Source organism: Novispirillum itersonii (assembly GCF_014205675.1).
GTDB classification, from domain to species: Bacteria; Pseudomonadota; Alphaproteobacteria; order Rhodospirillales; family Rhodospirillaceae; genus Novispirillum; species Novispirillum itersonii_A.
On the sequence record NZ_JACIIX010000006.1, the window covers coordinates 142,273 to 159,098 of the forward strand.

Annotated in this window: 13 protein-coding genes; 6 read left to right on the plus strand and 7 right to left on the minus strand. The window is 62.5% G+C overall.

Annotated elements, in window-relative coordinates; genetic code table 11:
* Positions 1 to 240 precede the first annotated feature (240 nt).
* Together FHS48_RS09765 and FHS48_RS09770 are read left to right on the plus strand one after the other, a co-directional pair.
* Positions 241 to 1,158 carry an alpha/beta hydrolase gene (locus FHS48_RS09765; protein WP_184263377.1) on the plus strand — a complete coding sequence of 306 codons (918 nt, stop codon included), beginning with the start codon at positions 241 to 243 and terminating at the stop codon, positions 1,156 to 1,158.
* 387 nt (positions 1,159 to 1,545) lie between these two features.
* Positions 1,546 to 1,956, plus strand: coding sequence for a hypothetical protein (locus FHS48_RS09770; RefSeq protein ID WP_184263378.1), 411 nt, complete (start codon positions 1,546 to 1,548; stop codon positions 1,954 to 1,956).
* Between the two features lie 74 nt (positions 1,957 to 2,030).
* Here the strand turns inward: FHS48_RS09770 and FHS48_RS09775 are convergent, their stop codons facing one another.
* From FHS48_RS09775 to FHS48_RS09785, 3 genes are all read right to left on the minus strand, one after another.
* Positions 2,031 to 3,752, minus strand: a complete 1,722-nt coding sequence (locus FHS48_RS09775; RefSeq protein WP_184263379.1) for an EAL domain-containing protein — start codon at positions 3,750 to 3,752, stop codon at positions 2,031 to 2,033.
* 145 nt (positions 3,753 to 3,897) lie between these two features.
* A complete protein-coding gene (locus tag FHS48_RS09780; RefSeq protein ID WP_184263380.1) occupies positions 3,898 to 4,869 on the minus strand; it encodes a 2-hydroxyacid dehydrogenase in 972 nt (323 codons plus the stop codon).
* Entirely contained in the window at positions 4,866 to 6,038 is a 1,173-nt protein-coding gene (locus tag FHS48_RS09785) for a M20 aminoacylase family protein (RefSeq protein WP_184263381.1), read from the minus strand. Before FHS48_RS09785 ends, FHS48_RS09780 begins: the two co-directional genes overlap by 4 nt.
* Before the next feature lie 134 nt (positions 6,039 to 6,172).
* On the opposite strand from FHS48_RS09785, the gene FHS48_RS09790 reads away from it, so the two are divergent.
* From FHS48_RS09790 to FHS48_RS09800, 3 genes are all read left to right on the plus strand, one after another.
* Positions 6,173 to 7,468 (plus strand): MFS transporter, encoded by a 1,296-nt coding sequence (locus tag FHS48_RS09790; protein ID WP_184263382.1) that lies wholly within the window; start codon positions 6,173 to 6,175, stop codon positions 7,466 to 7,468.
* Positions 7,469 to 7,474: 6 nt separating this feature from the next.
* A complete protein-coding gene (locus FHS48_RS09795; protein ID WP_184263383.1) occupies positions 7,475 to 8,230 on the plus strand; it encodes an SAM hydrolase/SAM-dependent halogenase family protein in 756 nt (251 codons plus the stop codon).
* A gap of 104 nt (positions 8,231 to 8,334) precedes the next feature.
* Positions 8,335 to 9,159, plus strand: coding sequence for an MBL fold metallo-hydrolase (locus FHS48_RS09800; protein WP_184263384.1), 825 nt, complete (start codon positions 8,335 to 8,337; stop codon positions 9,157 to 9,159).
* A 96-nt stretch (positions 9,160 to 9,255) separates the two neighbouring features.
* On the opposite strand, the gene FHS48_RS09805 is transcribed toward FHS48_RS09800, so the two are convergent.
* The 4 genes from FHS48_RS09805 to FHS48_RS09820 form a co-directional block, all read right to left on the minus strand.
* Positions 9,256 to 9,924: an OmpA/MotB family protein gene (locus FHS48_RS09805; RefSeq protein ID WP_184263385.1), complete on the minus strand. Its 669-nt coding sequence runs from the start codon at positions 9,922 to 9,924 to the stop codon at positions 9,256 to 9,258.
* Positions 9,925 to 9,947: 23 nt separating this feature from the next.
* Complete coding sequence (locus FHS48_RS09810; RefSeq protein ID WP_184263386.1) at positions 9,948 to 10,742, minus strand: motility protein A; 795 nt, start codon at positions 10,740 to 10,742, stop codon at positions 9,948 to 9,950.
* Positions 10,743 to 10,860: 118 nt separating this feature from the next.
* Positions 10,861 to 12,231, minus strand: a complete 1,371-nt coding sequence (locus FHS48_RS09815; protein WP_184263387.1) for an HlyD family type I secretion periplasmic adaptor subunit — start codon at positions 12,229 to 12,231, stop codon at positions 10,861 to 10,863.
* A gap of 5 nt (positions 12,232 to 12,236) precedes the next feature.
* Positions 12,237 to 14,033: a peptidase domain-containing ABC transporter gene (locus FHS48_RS09820; protein ID WP_184263388.1), complete on the minus strand. Its 1,797-nt coding sequence runs from the start codon at positions 14,031 to 14,033 to the stop codon at positions 12,237 to 12,239.
* A 402-nt stretch (positions 14,034 to 14,435) separates the two neighbouring features.
* On the opposite strand from FHS48_RS09820, the gene FHS48_RS09825 reads away from it, so the two are divergent.
* On the plus strand, positions 14,436 to 16,646 hold the full coding sequence (locus FHS48_RS09825; RefSeq protein ID WP_260402419.1) for a CHASE2 domain-containing protein: 2,211 nt from the start codon (positions 14,436 to 14,438) through the stop codon (positions 16,644 to 16,646).
* Positions 16,647 to 16,826 lie beyond the last annotated feature (180 nt).

Genomic DNA, 16,826 nt, shown 5'->3' on the forward strand with positions numbered 1-16,826 from the left:
GGCTTTGCCTTTTTACACCAGTGCGTTGTCCCCCTTGATCGGGGACCGTTTTGGCAAACCACAGGATCCCGGGCCTGAGCAGATACGGCTCAGGCCCGGTCCTTTTTCCGGGACTTGGAGCATTTTCGGTTGAGTGGACTCCGATCAATCGAAAATGCTTCATTTTTAAAAAGTTAGAGCATTCTCAACCGCAAAACCGGTGTCCACTTTTGCTGAAAACGCTCTCAAGGGAGGGAGTGCATGCAGAGGCGTCATTTTCTGCGGGGGCTCGGGATATCCGTTCTGAGTGCCGGGGGACTCTGGCCGACCATCGCCTGCGCTGCCGGGCGGGGGGAGGAGATCCGGCTGTGGCAGGATGAGATTTCCGGCGGCGGCGGGCCGCTCGGGGGGCCGGTGGTCTCTGCAAAAGGGGCCTGGACCAGCATCCGTCAGCCGGTCCTCAGGGTTTTGTCGCCGTCCCGCCCCAATGGGCAGGCGGTGCTGATCGCGGCGGGCGGGGGATATACCCGGATTGAGGTCGGGAAGGAAGCTGAGCCTGCGGCCCGCTGGCTGACGGCGCGGGGGTATACGGCCTACATTCTGATTTACCGTCTTCCCGGCGAAGGGTGGGCTGATGGCCCTGTGGCGCCGTTACAGGATGCTCTGCGGGCTTTGCAGGTGATCCGCCAGCGGCAAGCCCAGGTCAGTGTCCTCGGCTTTTCTGCCGGGGGGCACCTTCTGGGGGTGGCCGCATTCCGGCCGGGGTTTCAGGTGCGGTCTCCACGGTCTGGCATCGCGATGGATCGGTCTCCTGTGAGTGGTGCGGCCTTGATCTATCCGGTGGTGAGCCTGCTGCCGCCGAATACCCACACCTCGACGTACCGGCAGATTATCGGCCGAGGCGGACGGAGGGAGGAGGCAGAGCAATGGTCCTTACAGACCCATGTCACCGGGCAGGCCCCGCCGCTGTTTCTGGTGCAGGCAGAGGATGATGCTGTTGTCGCGCCGGAGAGCAGCCGTCTGCTGTCCGCAGCATATCAGGTGGCAGGGGTGCCGGTTGAAATGATCCGGTATCCAACGGGGGGGCATGGTTTTGCCATGGGGCGGGCAGGGGACCGGACGCAGGACTGGCCACAGGCTTATGCGCATTGGCTGGAGGGGTTGCCCGGGGCAAGATGAGGCAATGGAAAAAGGCGGAGCTTTGAGGCTCCGCCTTTTCTGTGCGCGATTTTCGCTGCACCCGGTCTTTGACCGCTGGCCTGTCTCCAGACCCGCCGCTTATGCGGCATTCCTCCCTAAACTCGGGCTGCCTGTGGTGGGGGCGATGAAGGAATGTGGTGGCATCCTCATCAAGCCCAGCCACCTGTTCGGCCCTGCTGGTGACATGAAGATATGCGTGAAGGGTATCCTTGTCACGCGAAAAATGCATGGCTTATAAAAAATCGTGACTTTTTTATGACCAGATTGACCACAAAATGGGCGGAGTAGGCTTTCAGGCTGTCCCGTCTTATGATGGCTGTCAGAATAGAAACCGGCAGGTGACCCATGCGGAAGTGTTTGTTGTTGATGGTTGCGGCACCACTGGCTGTATCGGCCACCATGGCGATAGCAGCGGAGACCTATGTCGGCATCAGTCCTGCCGCCTGCCGGAAGGTGACGGTCGGCAGCACCAGCGCGGATGTTGATTATAAGCCGGGGGTGGACGTCAACGGCCGCGCCGTGGTTCCGGCAGAAGGGCCGGGGGGCGGGATTGACCCGTCCATGGGGCGGAAGATCCTCGACGTGATCCGGATCCCGATTTCCGTTGATCTGGCGAAGCGGATGGGGCTGGGATCCAATGGCACGAGATTCGGCAGTGAAATTCCGCTGGGAGAAGTCACCCTGCGTGGCAATCAGGTGTATCTGGATGGGGCACCGCTGACCAACACGGAACAGTCCCAGATCACGGAAGCCTGCCGCCGTGCCGGTTTCCGGTAAACCGCCTGTCAGGCAGAGAAAAAGGCAGCGCCGGGGTGGGCGCTGCCTGTGCTGTCGGGGATAAGAAGGGCAGATCAGTATCGGTTGACCATTGTCCGCTCCAGCCCACTGCGGTCGGGCAGGGGGGCGAGGCGGAAATTGAACACATCCGGCATCGGGCGCCCGAAGAAATAGCCTTGCCCGAAATGGACGCCGACGTCATTCAGCAGCCACATGGTACGGGCATCTTCGACCATTTCGCCGATGCTCTGGATGCCCATGTCAGTGGCCAGCTGGGCCATGGCCTTCAGGAAAGGGATGCCGTAGCGGGTGTTGAAGGCATCCCGGATGTAGCTGCCATCGATTTTGACGAAATCGACCTGTAGGGCCTTCAGGTACTGGAAGGCTGCGGCCCCGGCCCCGAAATCGTCGATGGAGATCTTGCAGCCGAAGGAGCGCAGCTTTTGCAGGATCCGGTTGGCGGCTTCCAGATCTTTCAGTTCGGCCGATTCCGTCACTTCAAACATCAGGCGCGGAAGAATTTCCCGGTTTTCCGCCAGCATCAGCAGCAGTTGCTGGACAAAGCCGTCATTACTCAGGGATTTCCCGGACAGATTGACGGCGATGGATGCCCGCGGTTGCAGCTTGCGGCTTTCCTTCAGCATGAAGATGGATTTGCGGACCACCATCAGGTCGAATTCGTTGACCACGCCAAATTCTTCGGCAAAGCCGATAAAGCGGGCGGGCAGGAACAGTTTGTCCCCCTGCACCATGCGGGCCAGCACTTCGTAATGGTGAACCCCCCAGCCTTTCAGATCGATGATCGGCTGGAGCACCAGAACAAAATTGTCTGATGTCAGGGTCTGGCGGAAGGCATTGACCTTAGCCAGAGTTTCGTTGATCGCCTCGGTGTAGCTGTCCTTGATCGAGCGGATGGCGAAGTCTTCGCCGCCTTCCTCGACAAAGCGGTTGATGGTGTAGACCAGCGCCTTGGAGATATCTTCAGGGGTCAGACTGTCGGCGCTGAGGTCCAGCGTGGAGGCGTTGACCTTAATCCCTTCCCCGGCCGGATCGAACAGGGCGGCGATCTCGGAAATGCGGGAGGTCACATGTTCGGGTTGCAGGTTTTTATCGTGGATAACGCCGTATTTGCCGTTTTCCAGCACCCCGACGGAATTCCCGCCGACCGACCAGGCACGCAGGTAGGATTCAACGCCTTCAATAAACTGACCGACGGCTTCCGGATCGAGACGGTCCTTGATGGAGGCACCGTCAAAATCGATCAGCGTCATCCGCACGTCTTCGCCGAAGCGTTCGGCATCTTCCAGACGCCGGGCGGCCAGACGGGCAAATTCATCACCGTTCTGCGGAATGGGTTCCGGGATGGTGGTCGGGGCCTGATCGCCTTTGGTCCCGCCGCCGTCGCGGCCAGTATAGTCGCCCCGCTGGGCGCGGCTGAGGGTCAGGAAGGTGGTGCCGGGGCGTTCAGGGAAGGTGATCCCGCTGAGGATGCCACGGAAGGGTTCGTTTTTGCGCAGGAAGTGCAGACGGGTCCGTTCCATGCGACCGGCATTCTGGATCCGGCGCATCAGCTCCTGTAGGGTGACGCGGTCCCCCGGGGCGACTAGTGCATCAATCTGCAACCCGACCAGCCGGTCACTGCTGACCCCAAGCAGGTGTTCCGCCGTACCGGCGGAATAGGTGATCCGGAATTCGGAATCCAGTTCCATCAGCACTTCAGCCCCGGCAAAGGCGAAGGCGATGAAACGGTCCCGTTGTTCTCTCAGGCGGGTAACCTGATCGATCGGCTGCGCCATCCTGTCTGTCATCCCCACAAACCGCACCCATACCCCGACAGTGTACCGGGTTATTCACGCATTCAAAACAGTCTGCACGATAGCGGCGGGAAGAATAATGGCGCAATGATACGGATGGACTACGCTGTCTAAGGCGAAAGTCGCGTCACAGGGCGTTTGACGGTAAGCGGTTGAGAAGAATTGACTGTATACTGTCGATGACGCTGTTTCCCATGGCGGTCCGGGTTTGCAGGGTGGCGCTGCCCAGATGGGGCAGCAGGAAGGTGTTGCACAGCTCCCGGTAGTCCGGATGGATATCGGGCTCACCGGCAAAGACATCCAGACCGGCGGCGGCAATACGCCCGCTGCGCAGGGCGGCGATCAGGTCCGTATCGTTGACGATGGCCCCCCGCGCCGTATTGATGACAATGGCCCCATCGGGCAGCAGGGCGAGCCGCTGTGCATTCAGGAACCCGGTGGTTTCCGGCGTTGCCGGACAATGCAGGGACAGCACGTCGGAGACCCGCAGCAGGCTGTCGGCGTCGGCATGGAAAATAGCGCCCTGTTCCTGCTCTGCGCTCAGCTGGGTGCGGTTGTGGTAGTGAATTTCCATGCCAAAAGCCCGGGCCCGCTGGGCGACGGCCTGCCCGATCCGCCCCATGCCGAGAATGCCCAGCCGCCGCCCGCCGATGTGGGTGCCCATCAGGTGGGTTGGCCGCCAGCCGGTCCAGCTGTCGGTGCGGATCTCCCGCTCCCCTTCTGAAGCCCGGCGGGCCGCCCCAAGGATCAGCAGCAGCGCAATATCGGCGGTGGCGTCCGTCAGGACACCGGGGGTGTTGGTGACGGTGATGCCCCGCGCCCGCGCTGCCTCAACATCAATATGTTCATAACCGACCGAGAAGGTGGCAATCAGCTTCAGGCTGTCGGGCAGGGTGGCGATGATGTCGGCGCTGATGCGGTCGGTCGGGGTCACCACCAGAACAGTGGCCCCGTGCTGGCGACAGCGCTCCGCCAGCGTGGCAGCGGGGAGAGGGAGATCCCCGGGATTGGCGATGACGGTGCACAGGCTTTCCAGCGCCTGTTCGGTCGGGGCAGGCAGCCGACGGCTACAGACGGCGAGCGGGCGGGACGACGTCATCGCGGCAGGGCCTTTTCCACCACCCGCACGAACAGGCTGGCGCCGCCGGACAGGATTTCATCATTGAAGTCATAGAACGGGTTATGCAGGCCACTGCAACCGTGCGGTCCGCCATGGCCGTTGCCGATGTAGGCATAACAGCCGGGAACCTGCTGAAGGTAATAGCTGAAATCTTCCGAGAACATCGCCTGAGACTGCACCTGTACCCGGTCCGGCCCGAACACATCGACGGCGGCGTCGCGCACCAGTGCCGCCGGTTCGTCCCAGTTAACGGTCGCCGGATAGCCGATGATGTACTTGACCTCGACCTCAACGGCATAGGTGGCGGCGATCCCGGCGGCAATCTCCCGCATGCGGGCTTCTGTGGCGGTGCCGACGGCGCTGTCGAAATGACGGACGGTTCCGGCGATCCACGCACTGTCGGGAATAACGTTTCCGGTGTCCCCGGCGTGGAACTGCGTCACCGAGACCACCAGCGTGTCGGTCGGTTTGGTATTGCGGGAGGTGATGGTCTGTAGGGCGCTGACCAGCGCCGAGGTCGCGACAATCGGGTCCCGCACCAGATGCGGGGCGGCGGCATGGCCACCATGGCCGGTGACGGTGATGGTGAAGCGGTCTGCGGCGGCCATCACCGGGCCGGGGGCGACGGCAAAGGCCCCGGCATCAATGCCCGGCATGTTGTGCATGCCGTAGATGGCCTGAACCGGCCAGCGGGTGAACAGGCCATCCTCAATCATCGCCTTGGCCCCGGCTTTCCCTTCCTCGGCGGGCTGGAACACCAGCACCACACTGCCACGGAACGGCCGTTCCTCGCACAGATAGCGGGCGGCGCCCAGCAGCATGGCGGTGTGGCCATCATGGCCGCAGGCATGCATCTTGCCGGAATGGCGCGACTTATAGGGGCGGTCTTCGGCCAGTTCCTCAATCGGCAGCGCGTCCATATCCGCCCGGAGGGCGATGGACGGCCCGTCACCGGCATGGATGACACCGACCACCCCGGTGCCGCCGACCCCTTCGGTCACCTCATCCACACCGAATTCCCGCAACAGGGCGGCAACCCGGGCGGCGGTCCGGTGCTCTTCATAGGCCAGCTCCGGGTGCTGGTGAATATCGTGCCGCCACGCGGCCATATCCTGACTGAAATCGGCGATACGGTTGATAACGGCCATGAGGAGAGTCCCGAAAACAAAAATATCAAAAAATAAAGGGGTTTACGGCATTCCGTTTATCCCGGTTAGACTGTAAATGTGGGGTTGGAAAAGCGCAAAGTCAAAAAAGTTTCATTCGCACAGGGTGCCCCGGCATGGCCCTTTCCTCTCAGACCGCTCCGGCCTCCTCTCCGCAAGGGGGTCCGTCGCCATGGCTGGTGCTGGCGGTGACGACGGCCATGCAGTCGCTGATCTCCGGGGCGGCCCTGACGCCACCGGTTTTCGCGACGGAAGCGGCTGCGGAGATCGGCTTCAATCCGGCCTTCGTCGGCTTTTATACGTCTCTGGTGTATCTGGGGGCGATGCTGGCGACGGTGGTGTCCGGTGCGGTTGTCGCCACGGTCGGGGCGATGCGGGTCAGCCAGATCTGTCTGCTGCTGTGCGGGGCCGGGCTGTGCGGGGCCGGGCTGTGCGGGCTGGCCTCAGGTTTTCTGGTCCCGGCCCTGTTTTCGGCGCTGATCATCGGGTTTGGCTATGGTCCGGCGACACCGGCCAGTTCCCACATGCTGGCCCGGACCACGCCGCCACATCAGCGTGGCCTGATCTTCTCCATCAAGCAGACCGGGGTTCCGCTGGGGGGTGTTCTCGCCGGGGCTGCCGTGCCCTGGCTTGTCCTGACGTTTGGCTGGCAGGGGGCTGCCGGGGCTGTTGGCGGGGCGGCACTGCTGATGTCCCTGCTGGTGCAGCCGCTGCGCCCGGCTTTGGATGCTGACCGTCTTGTCCCCCGGCGGAAGGTGGGGGCCAGCGGATGGGCCGTGCCGTTCCTGTTGGTCTGGGGGCGGCGGAACCTGAGGCTGATGGCGCTGTCTTCCTTTTGTTTTGCGGCGGTCCAGCTGTCTTTTTCCGCCTATCTGGTGACCTATCTGGTCAGTCATCTGGGGTATTCTCTGGTCAGGGCCGGGGTGGTTTTTGCGGTGGCGCAGGTGGCGGGCAGCATCGGGCGGGTTGTGTGGGGAATCCTCGCTGACCGTTGGCTCGGGGCCCGAAAAATGCTAACAATTTTATCTATTGTGATGGCCGTCACAGCGTCAGGGTGTGCTTTCTTTTCCAGTGAGTGGCCTGTTTTTGCCATTCTTTCCGTGGTGGTGATCCTGGGGGCATCGGCGATCGGCTGGAATGGGGTTTTTCTGGCAGAAGTGGCCCACGCCGCCGGACCTGCTGATGCAGGGAAAGCAACGGGCGGGGCTCTCGCCTTTACCTATGCCGGTGTTGTGCTGGGGCCTTCCCTGTTCGGGGTGGCTGTCAGCGCTTCCGGCGGTTACGGCGCTGCTTTTCTGTGCAGCGCGGTGGTCGCGATACTTGGAGGGGGATGCGTGTTGATGGTACGGTCCGGGCAGGATGCCAGTGGCAGGGACGCCGCCGGTGCAGACAACAATGGCAGGGCAGGCTGATACGCGATGATGCTGGTTCTGAGCACCGACTTTGGTCTGGAAGGCCCCTATCTGGGGCAGGTCCGCGCGGTTCTGGCGGCCAAGGCTCCCGGGATTCCGGTGATTGATCTGTTTGCCGATCTGCCCACCTACCAGCCGCGGGCTGCCAGTTTTCTGCTTCCGGCCTATACCCGGACGCCGTTCCCGATCGGGACCGTGCATGTCTGCGTGGTGGATCCCGGCGTGGGGACGGAACGGCGGGCGGTGATTGCCCGTGTGGACGGGCGTTGGTACGTGGCCCCTGATAACGGGCTGCTGCACGCGGTGGTGGCCACCGGTCAGCGGGCTGAGGCATGGGAAGTGCTGTGGCGCCCGGATCAGGCCAGCGCCACCTTCCATGGCCGCGATATTTTTGCGCCGGTTGCGGCGGCGCTGGCCTGCGGGGTGAAGCCGGGGCAGACCGCGCCGCTACAGGTGAAGGAAATTCCGGCGCAGGATCTGTGTCGGCCTGATTGGTCAACCAGCCTTGCCGAGGTCATTTACTTTGACCGTTTCGGCAATGCGATGACCGGCCTGCGGGGGGATGCCTGCCCGGCAGACCGCCTGCTGACGGTGCGTGGCCGGTCTTTGCCCTATGCGCGGACCTTCGGTCTGGTCGGTCCGGGGCAGCCGTTCTGGTATGTTAATTCCAACGGGCTGGTGGAGATTGCGGTCAACGGCGGTTCCGCCCAGAATTTGCTGGGTCTTGTCGTCGGCGACCGTATTAATTGGAAGCCTGCATAAAATTTGATATGAGTTTTCGTTCAGTTTCTGAATGATTATAGAGAGCGGTATCGTGCTGTACATGGGTCGGGGCGGGACGCCTGTTCAGGTTCGGGGTAGGTAAGATGGGATTTAAGGTCAAGTTCTGGGGAGTCCGCGGCAGCATTGCCTGCCCTTCGCCCAATCACGTGGTGTATGGGGGCAATACCTCCTGCATTGAAGTGACGGCTGGCGACCAGCACCTGATCCTTGATGCCGGAACGGGGATCCGTGGTCTTGGGCATGAGTTTGCGCGGAAGGGCCTGAACAGCAGCTCTCTTCTGCTGACCCATACCCATTGGGATCACATCAACGGATTTCCGTTTTTTGCCCCGATCTTTGGCCCGGAAATGACGCTGGATATCTATGCCGGTCATCTGGCGGACTGTGGCGGAATCCAGCAGGTTTTTGCCAGCCAGATGGCGACCCCGATGTTTCCGGTGCCGCTGGAAGCCCTTCAGGCCACAATCCGTTTCGTTGATTTCCATGCCGGGGAAACCCTGCGCTTTGGCGATGACGTGGTGGTGCAGACGGCCCCGCTGAATCATCCCAATGGCGCCACCGGGTACCGGATTAACCATGATGGCCTGTCCGTGTGTTTCATCACCGATACCGAGCACGTGCCGGGGCGGCCGGACCAACGGATCCTTGACCTGATTGAAGGGGCGGATCTGGTCATTTATGACAGCACCTATACGGATGACGAGTTTCCCGCCAAGGTCGGCTGGGGGCATTCCACCTGGCAGGAAGGGGTCCGGCTGTGCCGGGCGGCCAATGTCCGGCGGCTGGCGATCTTTCATCATGACCCGGACCATGATGATGAGTTCATGGAACGGCTTGAGGATCAGGCCCGCCGTATGTGGGATGGTGCCCTGATTGCCCGGGATAACATGGAACTGACACTGGGCTGACCGCACCGGGATTCACCCCACCGGGATCCGCCGGAGACAACAAAAAACCGCAGACCGGAAAGGCTGCGGTTTTTTACTGTTCATATGAACGGAGATTCAGCGGGGCTGAAGCCGGACGACCACCCGGCGGTTGATTTCCTGATTTTGCGGCAGCGGATCCCCGTAGGGCCCCCGGTTCGGCACCTTGGGGGCAGTGTCAGCCAGCCCGACCGCCCGCATCCGGCTGGGGTTGATGCCCTGATCCTCGAACAGGCGGATCACGCGGGCGGCACGGGCGGCGGACAGTTCCCAGTTGCTGGGGTACTTTTCAGTCCGGATCGGCGTATCGTCGGTGTGGCCTTCGACAGCAATCTGGAAGCCGTCAAAACGCTCTGCCTTGATGGTGTCAGCCAGCTGAATCAGGGTGTCCATCGCCTCCGGCTTGAAATCAGCCGAGGCAAGTTCATAAAACGATGCCGCCGCCATTTCGAGCGAAACCCCGGCAGAATCTTTGCCGATGGCGATCGCGTCATCAAGTTTGGTGCCCTTCATGTTATCGCGGATGGTCTGCCGCAGATCCTCAATCGGGGTTTCCACCTTGCGGTCGCTGAGGGATTTGGTCATCCCGGCCGAGACTTCCTCGTACTTGGCGGTGTCGAGCTTAGACATCGACAGCAGAAGGATGAAAAACACCAGAATCAGCGTCACCATATCGGCAAACGTTGCCATCCAGCTTTCGTCTTCCGGCGGTGGCTTCGGTGGGGACAGTTTTGTGTTGTCAAACATTGGGTGCCTCCGTCCGCCTGCTGTTACTTCTGGCGCACCTTGTCGATGCTGAAGTGGAGCGAGGGGTCAAGGAAGGCGTTCATCCGGTCCTGAATGTAGCGGGGGCTCTTGCGCTCAGCCAGCAGGGCCAGCCCTTCGGCGACCAGATAGTTGCGGAAGCGCAGGATCTCCTCCCGCTGCTGGAGTTTGGCCGCAGCGGGAAGCAGCAGGAAGCGGGCGAACAGAATACCGTAGAGGGTGGTGATCAGCGCCACCGCCATCCCCGGGCCCAGTTTGCTGGGGTCCGCCATGTTATCCAGCATGATGATCAGGCCGACCAGGGTCCCGATCATCCCGAAGGCCGGGGCGGTGCCCCCCATGTTGCGCAGGATGTCGGCGATCACCACATTGCGGGTGAAGGTGGTTTCGATAGTGGTGGACAGGATTTCCCGCACTTCCTGCCCGGTATAACCGGAGATGACAAGATCAATGCCAAAGCCGACAAAGCGGTCTTCGCGGCGGACCTTGTTGGCATCGGCTTCCAGCCCCGGCATGCCGGACTTCTGGATGATGTAGCCCCAGCGGATCACCCGGCCGACTTCATGAGTCAGGATGGCGCGGTTGACCTTGCTGACGAACAGGATTGACTGCATCCGCCGCAGGGCCAGAAGCACATAGCGGGCCTCGTAGGAAACAAAGGTGGCGGCCAAGGTGCCGCCAGCCACCATCACGAAGCTGGGCAGGTCAAGGAAGACCGTGACTTTGTTGGTGCTGAGCAGAATTGAACCGATGAACAGCACAATACTGAACAGGACGCCGAGCAGGGTAGGCAGTGACATGGGAAAACCCTGTAATTGCACCGTAAAGCCGCTCTGTACGGTGTGGCGTACACAGTGAACGAAACTGATCCGGGGTGCAAGCCCGGGCAAGGAAATTTAACCCCGCGTTCGCAGGGCATCAGCGTTCCCGGAAGGCCTCATTCTTCAGTTTCAGCACCGGCTTGATCAGATAATGCAGAACCGACCGGGTGCCGGTGTGGATATCCACCGTTGCCTCCATCCCCGGCGAAATCACATAGGTGTCGGGGATATCGCCCAGCCAGTATTTCTCAGGTTCGACCACCACCCGGAAGTACGGGGGCTTGCCTTCCATCACGGTTGAGTCCGGGGCGACCAGAATCACCTTGCCCTTCAGGCCGCCATAGCGGGCATAGTCATAGGTGGAGATCTTCACCGTCGCTTCCTGCCCGATGCTGACGTAGCCGCGGTCCATCGGATTCAGCTTGGCCTCAATCACCAGATTGTCCTTGGACGGGACAATATCCATGATCGGCTCGCCGGGTTTGACGACCCCGCCGATGGTGCTGATCCGCATGTTTTTGACCACCCCTTCAATCGGGCTGCGGATTTCGGTCCGGGTCTGCTGTTCGGTCGCTTTGTTCAGCAGTTCTGTATTGCGGGCAATGTCAATTTCAGTCTGGCTGAGCAGCTCCCGGGCCTCACGCTGAAATTTCAGGCTGGCTTCGGCGGCGCGGCCCCGGGCCTCTTCCAGCGATGCGGTGATCCGGGGCAGGGTGGCTTCGATCTGCGACAGCTCCCCGCTGATCTGCTCGACCTCCGCCTGTAACTGGACGTGGTCCATTTTGGCGGTCAGGCCATCTTTCAGCAGATTGGTGGACATCCCCAGCCGTTGCCGCGACAGGCCGAGGTTGGTGGTCAGGTTCCGTTGCCGCACCGTCATTTCCCGCAGCTCTCCTTCGCGCTGGCGCACCTGTTCGGCCATCACCCGCAGGGTGGCTTCCAGCTCGCGCCTGCGGGCGGTGAAGGTATCGGTCTCGGTGCCCACCAGCTGCGGGCGGCGGGTGGCGGCTTCTTTCGGGAAAGTCGGCTCCGGGGCACCGTTGGCTTCCGCCTGTAGGCGGGCACGGGTCAGGGTCAGGCCGTCGATCCGCACCGCGATTTCCTCGCGGCTGGCGGCGACATTACCAAGGTCCAGCTGCATCAGCGGCGCCCCTTCGCGCACCAGTTCCCCTTCCCGGATGTAGATATCGGTGACCAAACCCCCTTCAAGGTGCTGAACGATCTTGATTTTTCCCTGTGGCGCCACTTCTCCGGTGGCAACGGAAACCTCATCGAGCCGGGCAAACCCGGCCCAGACCAGAAACACGGTCAGGAACAGCATGACAATCCAGCCGAGGCGGCGCAGTCCGGCGGCCTGCCGGGTGGATGCAAGGGCATCCAGCCGGGACGGGCCGGGTATGGTCCCGGGGATGGTCACGGGCATGGCAGGGGAAACCGGGGCCGGGCCGGGTACGGTGTTCTCGCTCATCGGGGTCAGGCTCCGGCAGACGGGGCGGTGGGGGAGACGGTCTGCGGACCGGGGGTCGGTGGGGCGGCGGGGGTGCCTTTCCGGCTGAGGTAGCCCATGACATCCCCGGCCGGACCACTGACCGCCACCTGCCCCTGTTCCATCACCACAATACTGCGGCAGGCGGAGAGCAGGGCCGGGCTGTGGGTGACGATGATCACCGTCCGGTCCTGCGCCAGTTTGATCAGGACCTCCCGCAGATGGTCCTCGGCCTGCCGGTCAAGGCTGCCGGAGGGTTCATCAAGGATCAGGACGGACGGTTTGCCCATCAGGGCGCGGGCGATGGCCAGCCGCTGCCGGATCCCGCCCGACAGCAGGCTGCCCATTTCCCCGACATCGGTGGCATAGCCATCCGGCAGATTGATGATGTACTGATGCGCTCCGGCAAGGGTGGAGGCCTCCAGAATATCATCGTCGCCGATGCCCGGATGGGCGCGGGTCAGGTTATCGCGGATACTGCCACTGAACAGAACGCAATCCTGCGGCACATAGCCGATCCATCCGGCCAGCTCGGCACGGGTGAACTGAGACAGGTCAGCGCCGTCCAGCAGCACCCGCCCGCTTTCCGGGGCATACAGACCCAGAAGGATTTTCAGCAGCGTGGTTTTGCCACAGCCGTTCCGGCCCATAATGGCGGTGATGCCACCGGGGCGGAAGACATGGCTGACGGCATTGATGGTCGGCACGGTTTCCCGCCCATACCGGAACGTTACGGCTTCCGCCGTCAGCAGGCCGGACGGGCGGGGCAGGGCGAGACCGCTGCTCTGCCGGTCTTCCGGCTGCCCGAAAAGATCGCCCAGCCTGCGGGCGGACTGCCGGAACCCGAGCAGGGTCCGCCACGCCCCGACCAGCTGATTGAACGGGCCGATCATCCGCCCGGAGAGCATGTTCGCTGCCACCAGCGCGCCAATGGACATTTTCTGGTCAACGATGGACAGCGCCCCGACTGTGGTCATCAGCACCGTCGTCAGGGTCGTCACCGCCAGAGCCATGTTGACGAACCGGTCGGACCGGTGCCCGCGTTCGAGAGAGCGTTCAATCGCATCGGCCTGACGGTCTTCCCACAGCGGCAGAAGCCCGCGTTCCATGGCCAGCGCCTTGACGGTGGTGCGGCCCATCACGGTTTCCGCCATCATCACGTCGCGGCTGATCTGGCGCTTCCGCTCCTTGTCCGCCGCAGACCCCACCGCCCGGGCCGACAGCGCCGCAATCACCACATAGGCGACCAGTGCCCCGACGAGAACCCACGCCACCGGCATGGCGATCACGAAGATCAGGCCGAGAAACAGCAGGGTGAACGGCAGGTCGAACAGCAGCACAACGGTCGGGCCGGACAGGCAGTTCCGCAGCACCTCAATATCCTGAAAAATCTGCTGCCACGCGGCGGTGGGCCGGGATTCCAGGGACCGCAGCGGCAGGGACAGCACCTTGTGGAACAGCCGCCGCCCGACGGTCACATCCACCTGCACCGCCACCCCCTGCATCACCCGGGCCCGCATCTGCCGCAGGGTGAAATCAAACAGCACCACCACGGCCATGCCGATCACCAGCCCGGTCAGTGTGGACAGCCCGGCCTGATACACCACCCGGTCATAGACCTGCATCACGAAGATCGGCCCGGCCAATGCCAGAATGTTGATGAACAGGGAGGCGGCCAGCAGATCTTTTGTGACAGGCAGCAGAGGGCGCAGGACCGTTTCAAGCCAGGAACCGGCGGCCGGAGCGGCCTGCGGGGCAGGGCTTTGCGGGGGGGCAGAAGGCATCGGAACGTGTTTCCGTCGGGGTTATCCGAACACCGGGCGGCCGTTTTGGCCGCCGGGGTTTTCTGGGTCTGATCCTGCCGTCTCCCGCGGTGTCTGTCCACGGAGCAGATGGGAATGTCAACGGCTTGAAACAGATATATTTCCGGTCTTGCGATCTGTCCGCCCGACAGGCAGGCTGAGGCGACAGATCGAATTTTAACGGTTCGTCCCGGCGAAGAACGGGCACTATGCGCTTCCGGTACCGTCCGGGACGGAGTGAGCCGGGCAGGACCTGATCGGGGAATGGCAATGAAAAGTGTTCTGAGCCGTCTGGGGAAGGGCGGACAAGCTCCTGACGGAACAGGGGGGAGCTCCCCCAAGGCGAAGGTCAGGGACAGGCGCCCGTCAGGGCCCCGGCAGCCGTTGCTGCGCCGCCTGCGCCGTGCCGTGCTTGGCAGGGGGCGGGGGCTCGGGCTGGTTCTGCTGGCGGCGTTGATGGCGTTCGGCGTGTGGGAGCCGGTTCCGTTACAGTTCCTGCGGATCAAGACCTTCGATATCTACAACCAGATCAAGCCGCGCGAGGTCACGGAGCGCCCGGCGATGATCGTTGATATCGATGAGCGCAGTCTGGCGGAGATCGGGCAGTGGCCATGGCCCCGGACCACGGTGGCCCGGCTGGTGGACCGCCTGACCCAGATGGGGGCGGTTGTGGTCGGGTTCGATATCGTGTTCTCGGAGCCTGACCGCATGTCTCCGGGCTCCATCGCCGGGGAGCTGCCGGGGATTGATGACGGCACCCGGACCGTTCTGGAAGGCCTGCCCGACAACGATTCCGTTCTGGCCCAGATGATGTCCCGGAGCCGGGTGGTGCTGGGGCAGTCGCTGCGGTCGGAGGCGATGCCGGTGATCGGGCGTGAGAATGTTCCGGAGCATTCCATTGCTGAACGCGGGGGTGATCCCCGCCCATGGCTGGAATTCCACACCGGTATTGTCCGCAATCTGGCGGTGCTGGAAGAGGTGGCTGCCGGGCGTGGTATCTTTAATTCGGCGCTGGAGCTGGACGGGATTTCCCGCCGTCTGCCGATGATGGCCAATGTTAATGGCACCATTGAACCGGCGCTGAGCGTCGAGATGCTGCGGGTGGCGACCGGCAACCGGTCCACCGCGATCCGCATGTTCCCGGCGGGCGGCGTCGAGGGCATCCTGGTGGGCAAGAGCCTGCTGAAAACCGATGAGCGCGGGCGGGTGTGGGTGTATTTCTCCCGCCATGATCCGGCGAAATACATTTCTGCGGTTGATGTGCTGCGCGGCACGGTTGATCCGGCGAAGGTGGCCGGGCGCCTTATTCTGGTCGGGACCTCGGCGGTAGGGCTGCTTGATATCCGGTCCACGCCGCTTGATTCCGTGATTCCGGGGGTGGAGGTCCACGCCCAGATTCTGGAGAACGTTCTGGGCGGGACCCAGTTACAGCGGCCGCAGGGGGCCCGGCTGATTGAAATGCTGGGGGCGCTGGCCGCCGGGATGCTGATGGTGGTTCTGGTGCCGTTGGCCGGGGCCCGCCTGACCGTGATCATTCTGGCGCTGGCGATCGGGGTGATGACCGGTGGATCGTGGTGGTTTTTTGAAACCCAGAGAATGCTGATTGATCCGGTCTACCCGGCGCTGTGTTCCCTGCTGCTGTACATGATGCTGACCTATTCCAACTATGCGCGGGAAGAGGCGGAGCGGCGGCAGGTGCGTGATGCCTTCAGCCGGTACATGAGCCCGGCACTGGTGGAACGTCTGGCGCAGGACCCCAGCCAGCTGCGGCTGGGCGGCGAAATGCGTGATATGACCCTGCTGTTCTGTGACGTGCGTGGTTTCACCACCATCTCGGAACAGTTTGACGCGCAGGGCCTGACCCGGCTGATCAACCGGTTCCTGACGCCGATGACCAACGTCATCCTCGACCGGCGCGGCACCATCGACAAATATATGGGCGACTGCATCATGGCGTTCTGGAATGCGCCACTGGATGATGACGACCATGCCGCCAACGCCTGCCGGTCAGCGCTGGCGATGATGGAAACCATGGTCAAGGTCAATGTTGATCTGGAAAAGGAAGCCATCGAGGAAGGCCGAAAGCATATTCCGCTGAAAGTCGGCATCGGCCTGAATTCCGGGCAGGTCTGCGTCGGCAACATGGGGTCGGATCAGCGGTTTGACTATTCCGTGCTGGGGGATAACGTTAACCTTGCCTCCCGTCTCGAAGGGCAGTCAAAGCCGTATGGTGTCTCGATCGTCATCGGCGAGAACACCTATCAGCGGGCCCCGGATTTTGCGGTGCTGGAGCTGGATCTGATTAAGGTGAAGGGCAAGACCCTGCCGGTGCGCATCTTCACCCTGCTGGGCGATGAGGCGTTCGCGACGTCACCCGAATTCACCGCCCTGCGGCAGGTGCATGATCTGATGATCGCCGCCTACCGGGCACAGGACTGGGACCGGATGGAAGAGCTGCTGACCGAATGCCGCCGCCTGAGTGACGGTATGCATATCGAAGGCTTCTATGATCTGTACGCCGAGCGGCTGGCCGATTACCGCGCCAACCCACCGGGTGCGGACTGGGATGGTGTCTACGTCGCCACCAGCAAGTAAGAACGGATCCGGTGTGTGGCCTGCGCGCCCCTTCTGAAAGGAAGGGGGCGCTTCTGTCTGTGCATCAGGGTGCAGGCAAGGGCCTGACAGGGGAATGAGCATCGGGGGAAATGAAAAACCCCCGCACGCGGCGGGGGTCTGTTCAGTCAAGGCGGGTTGACCGCCCTGTGTGCTGATGGC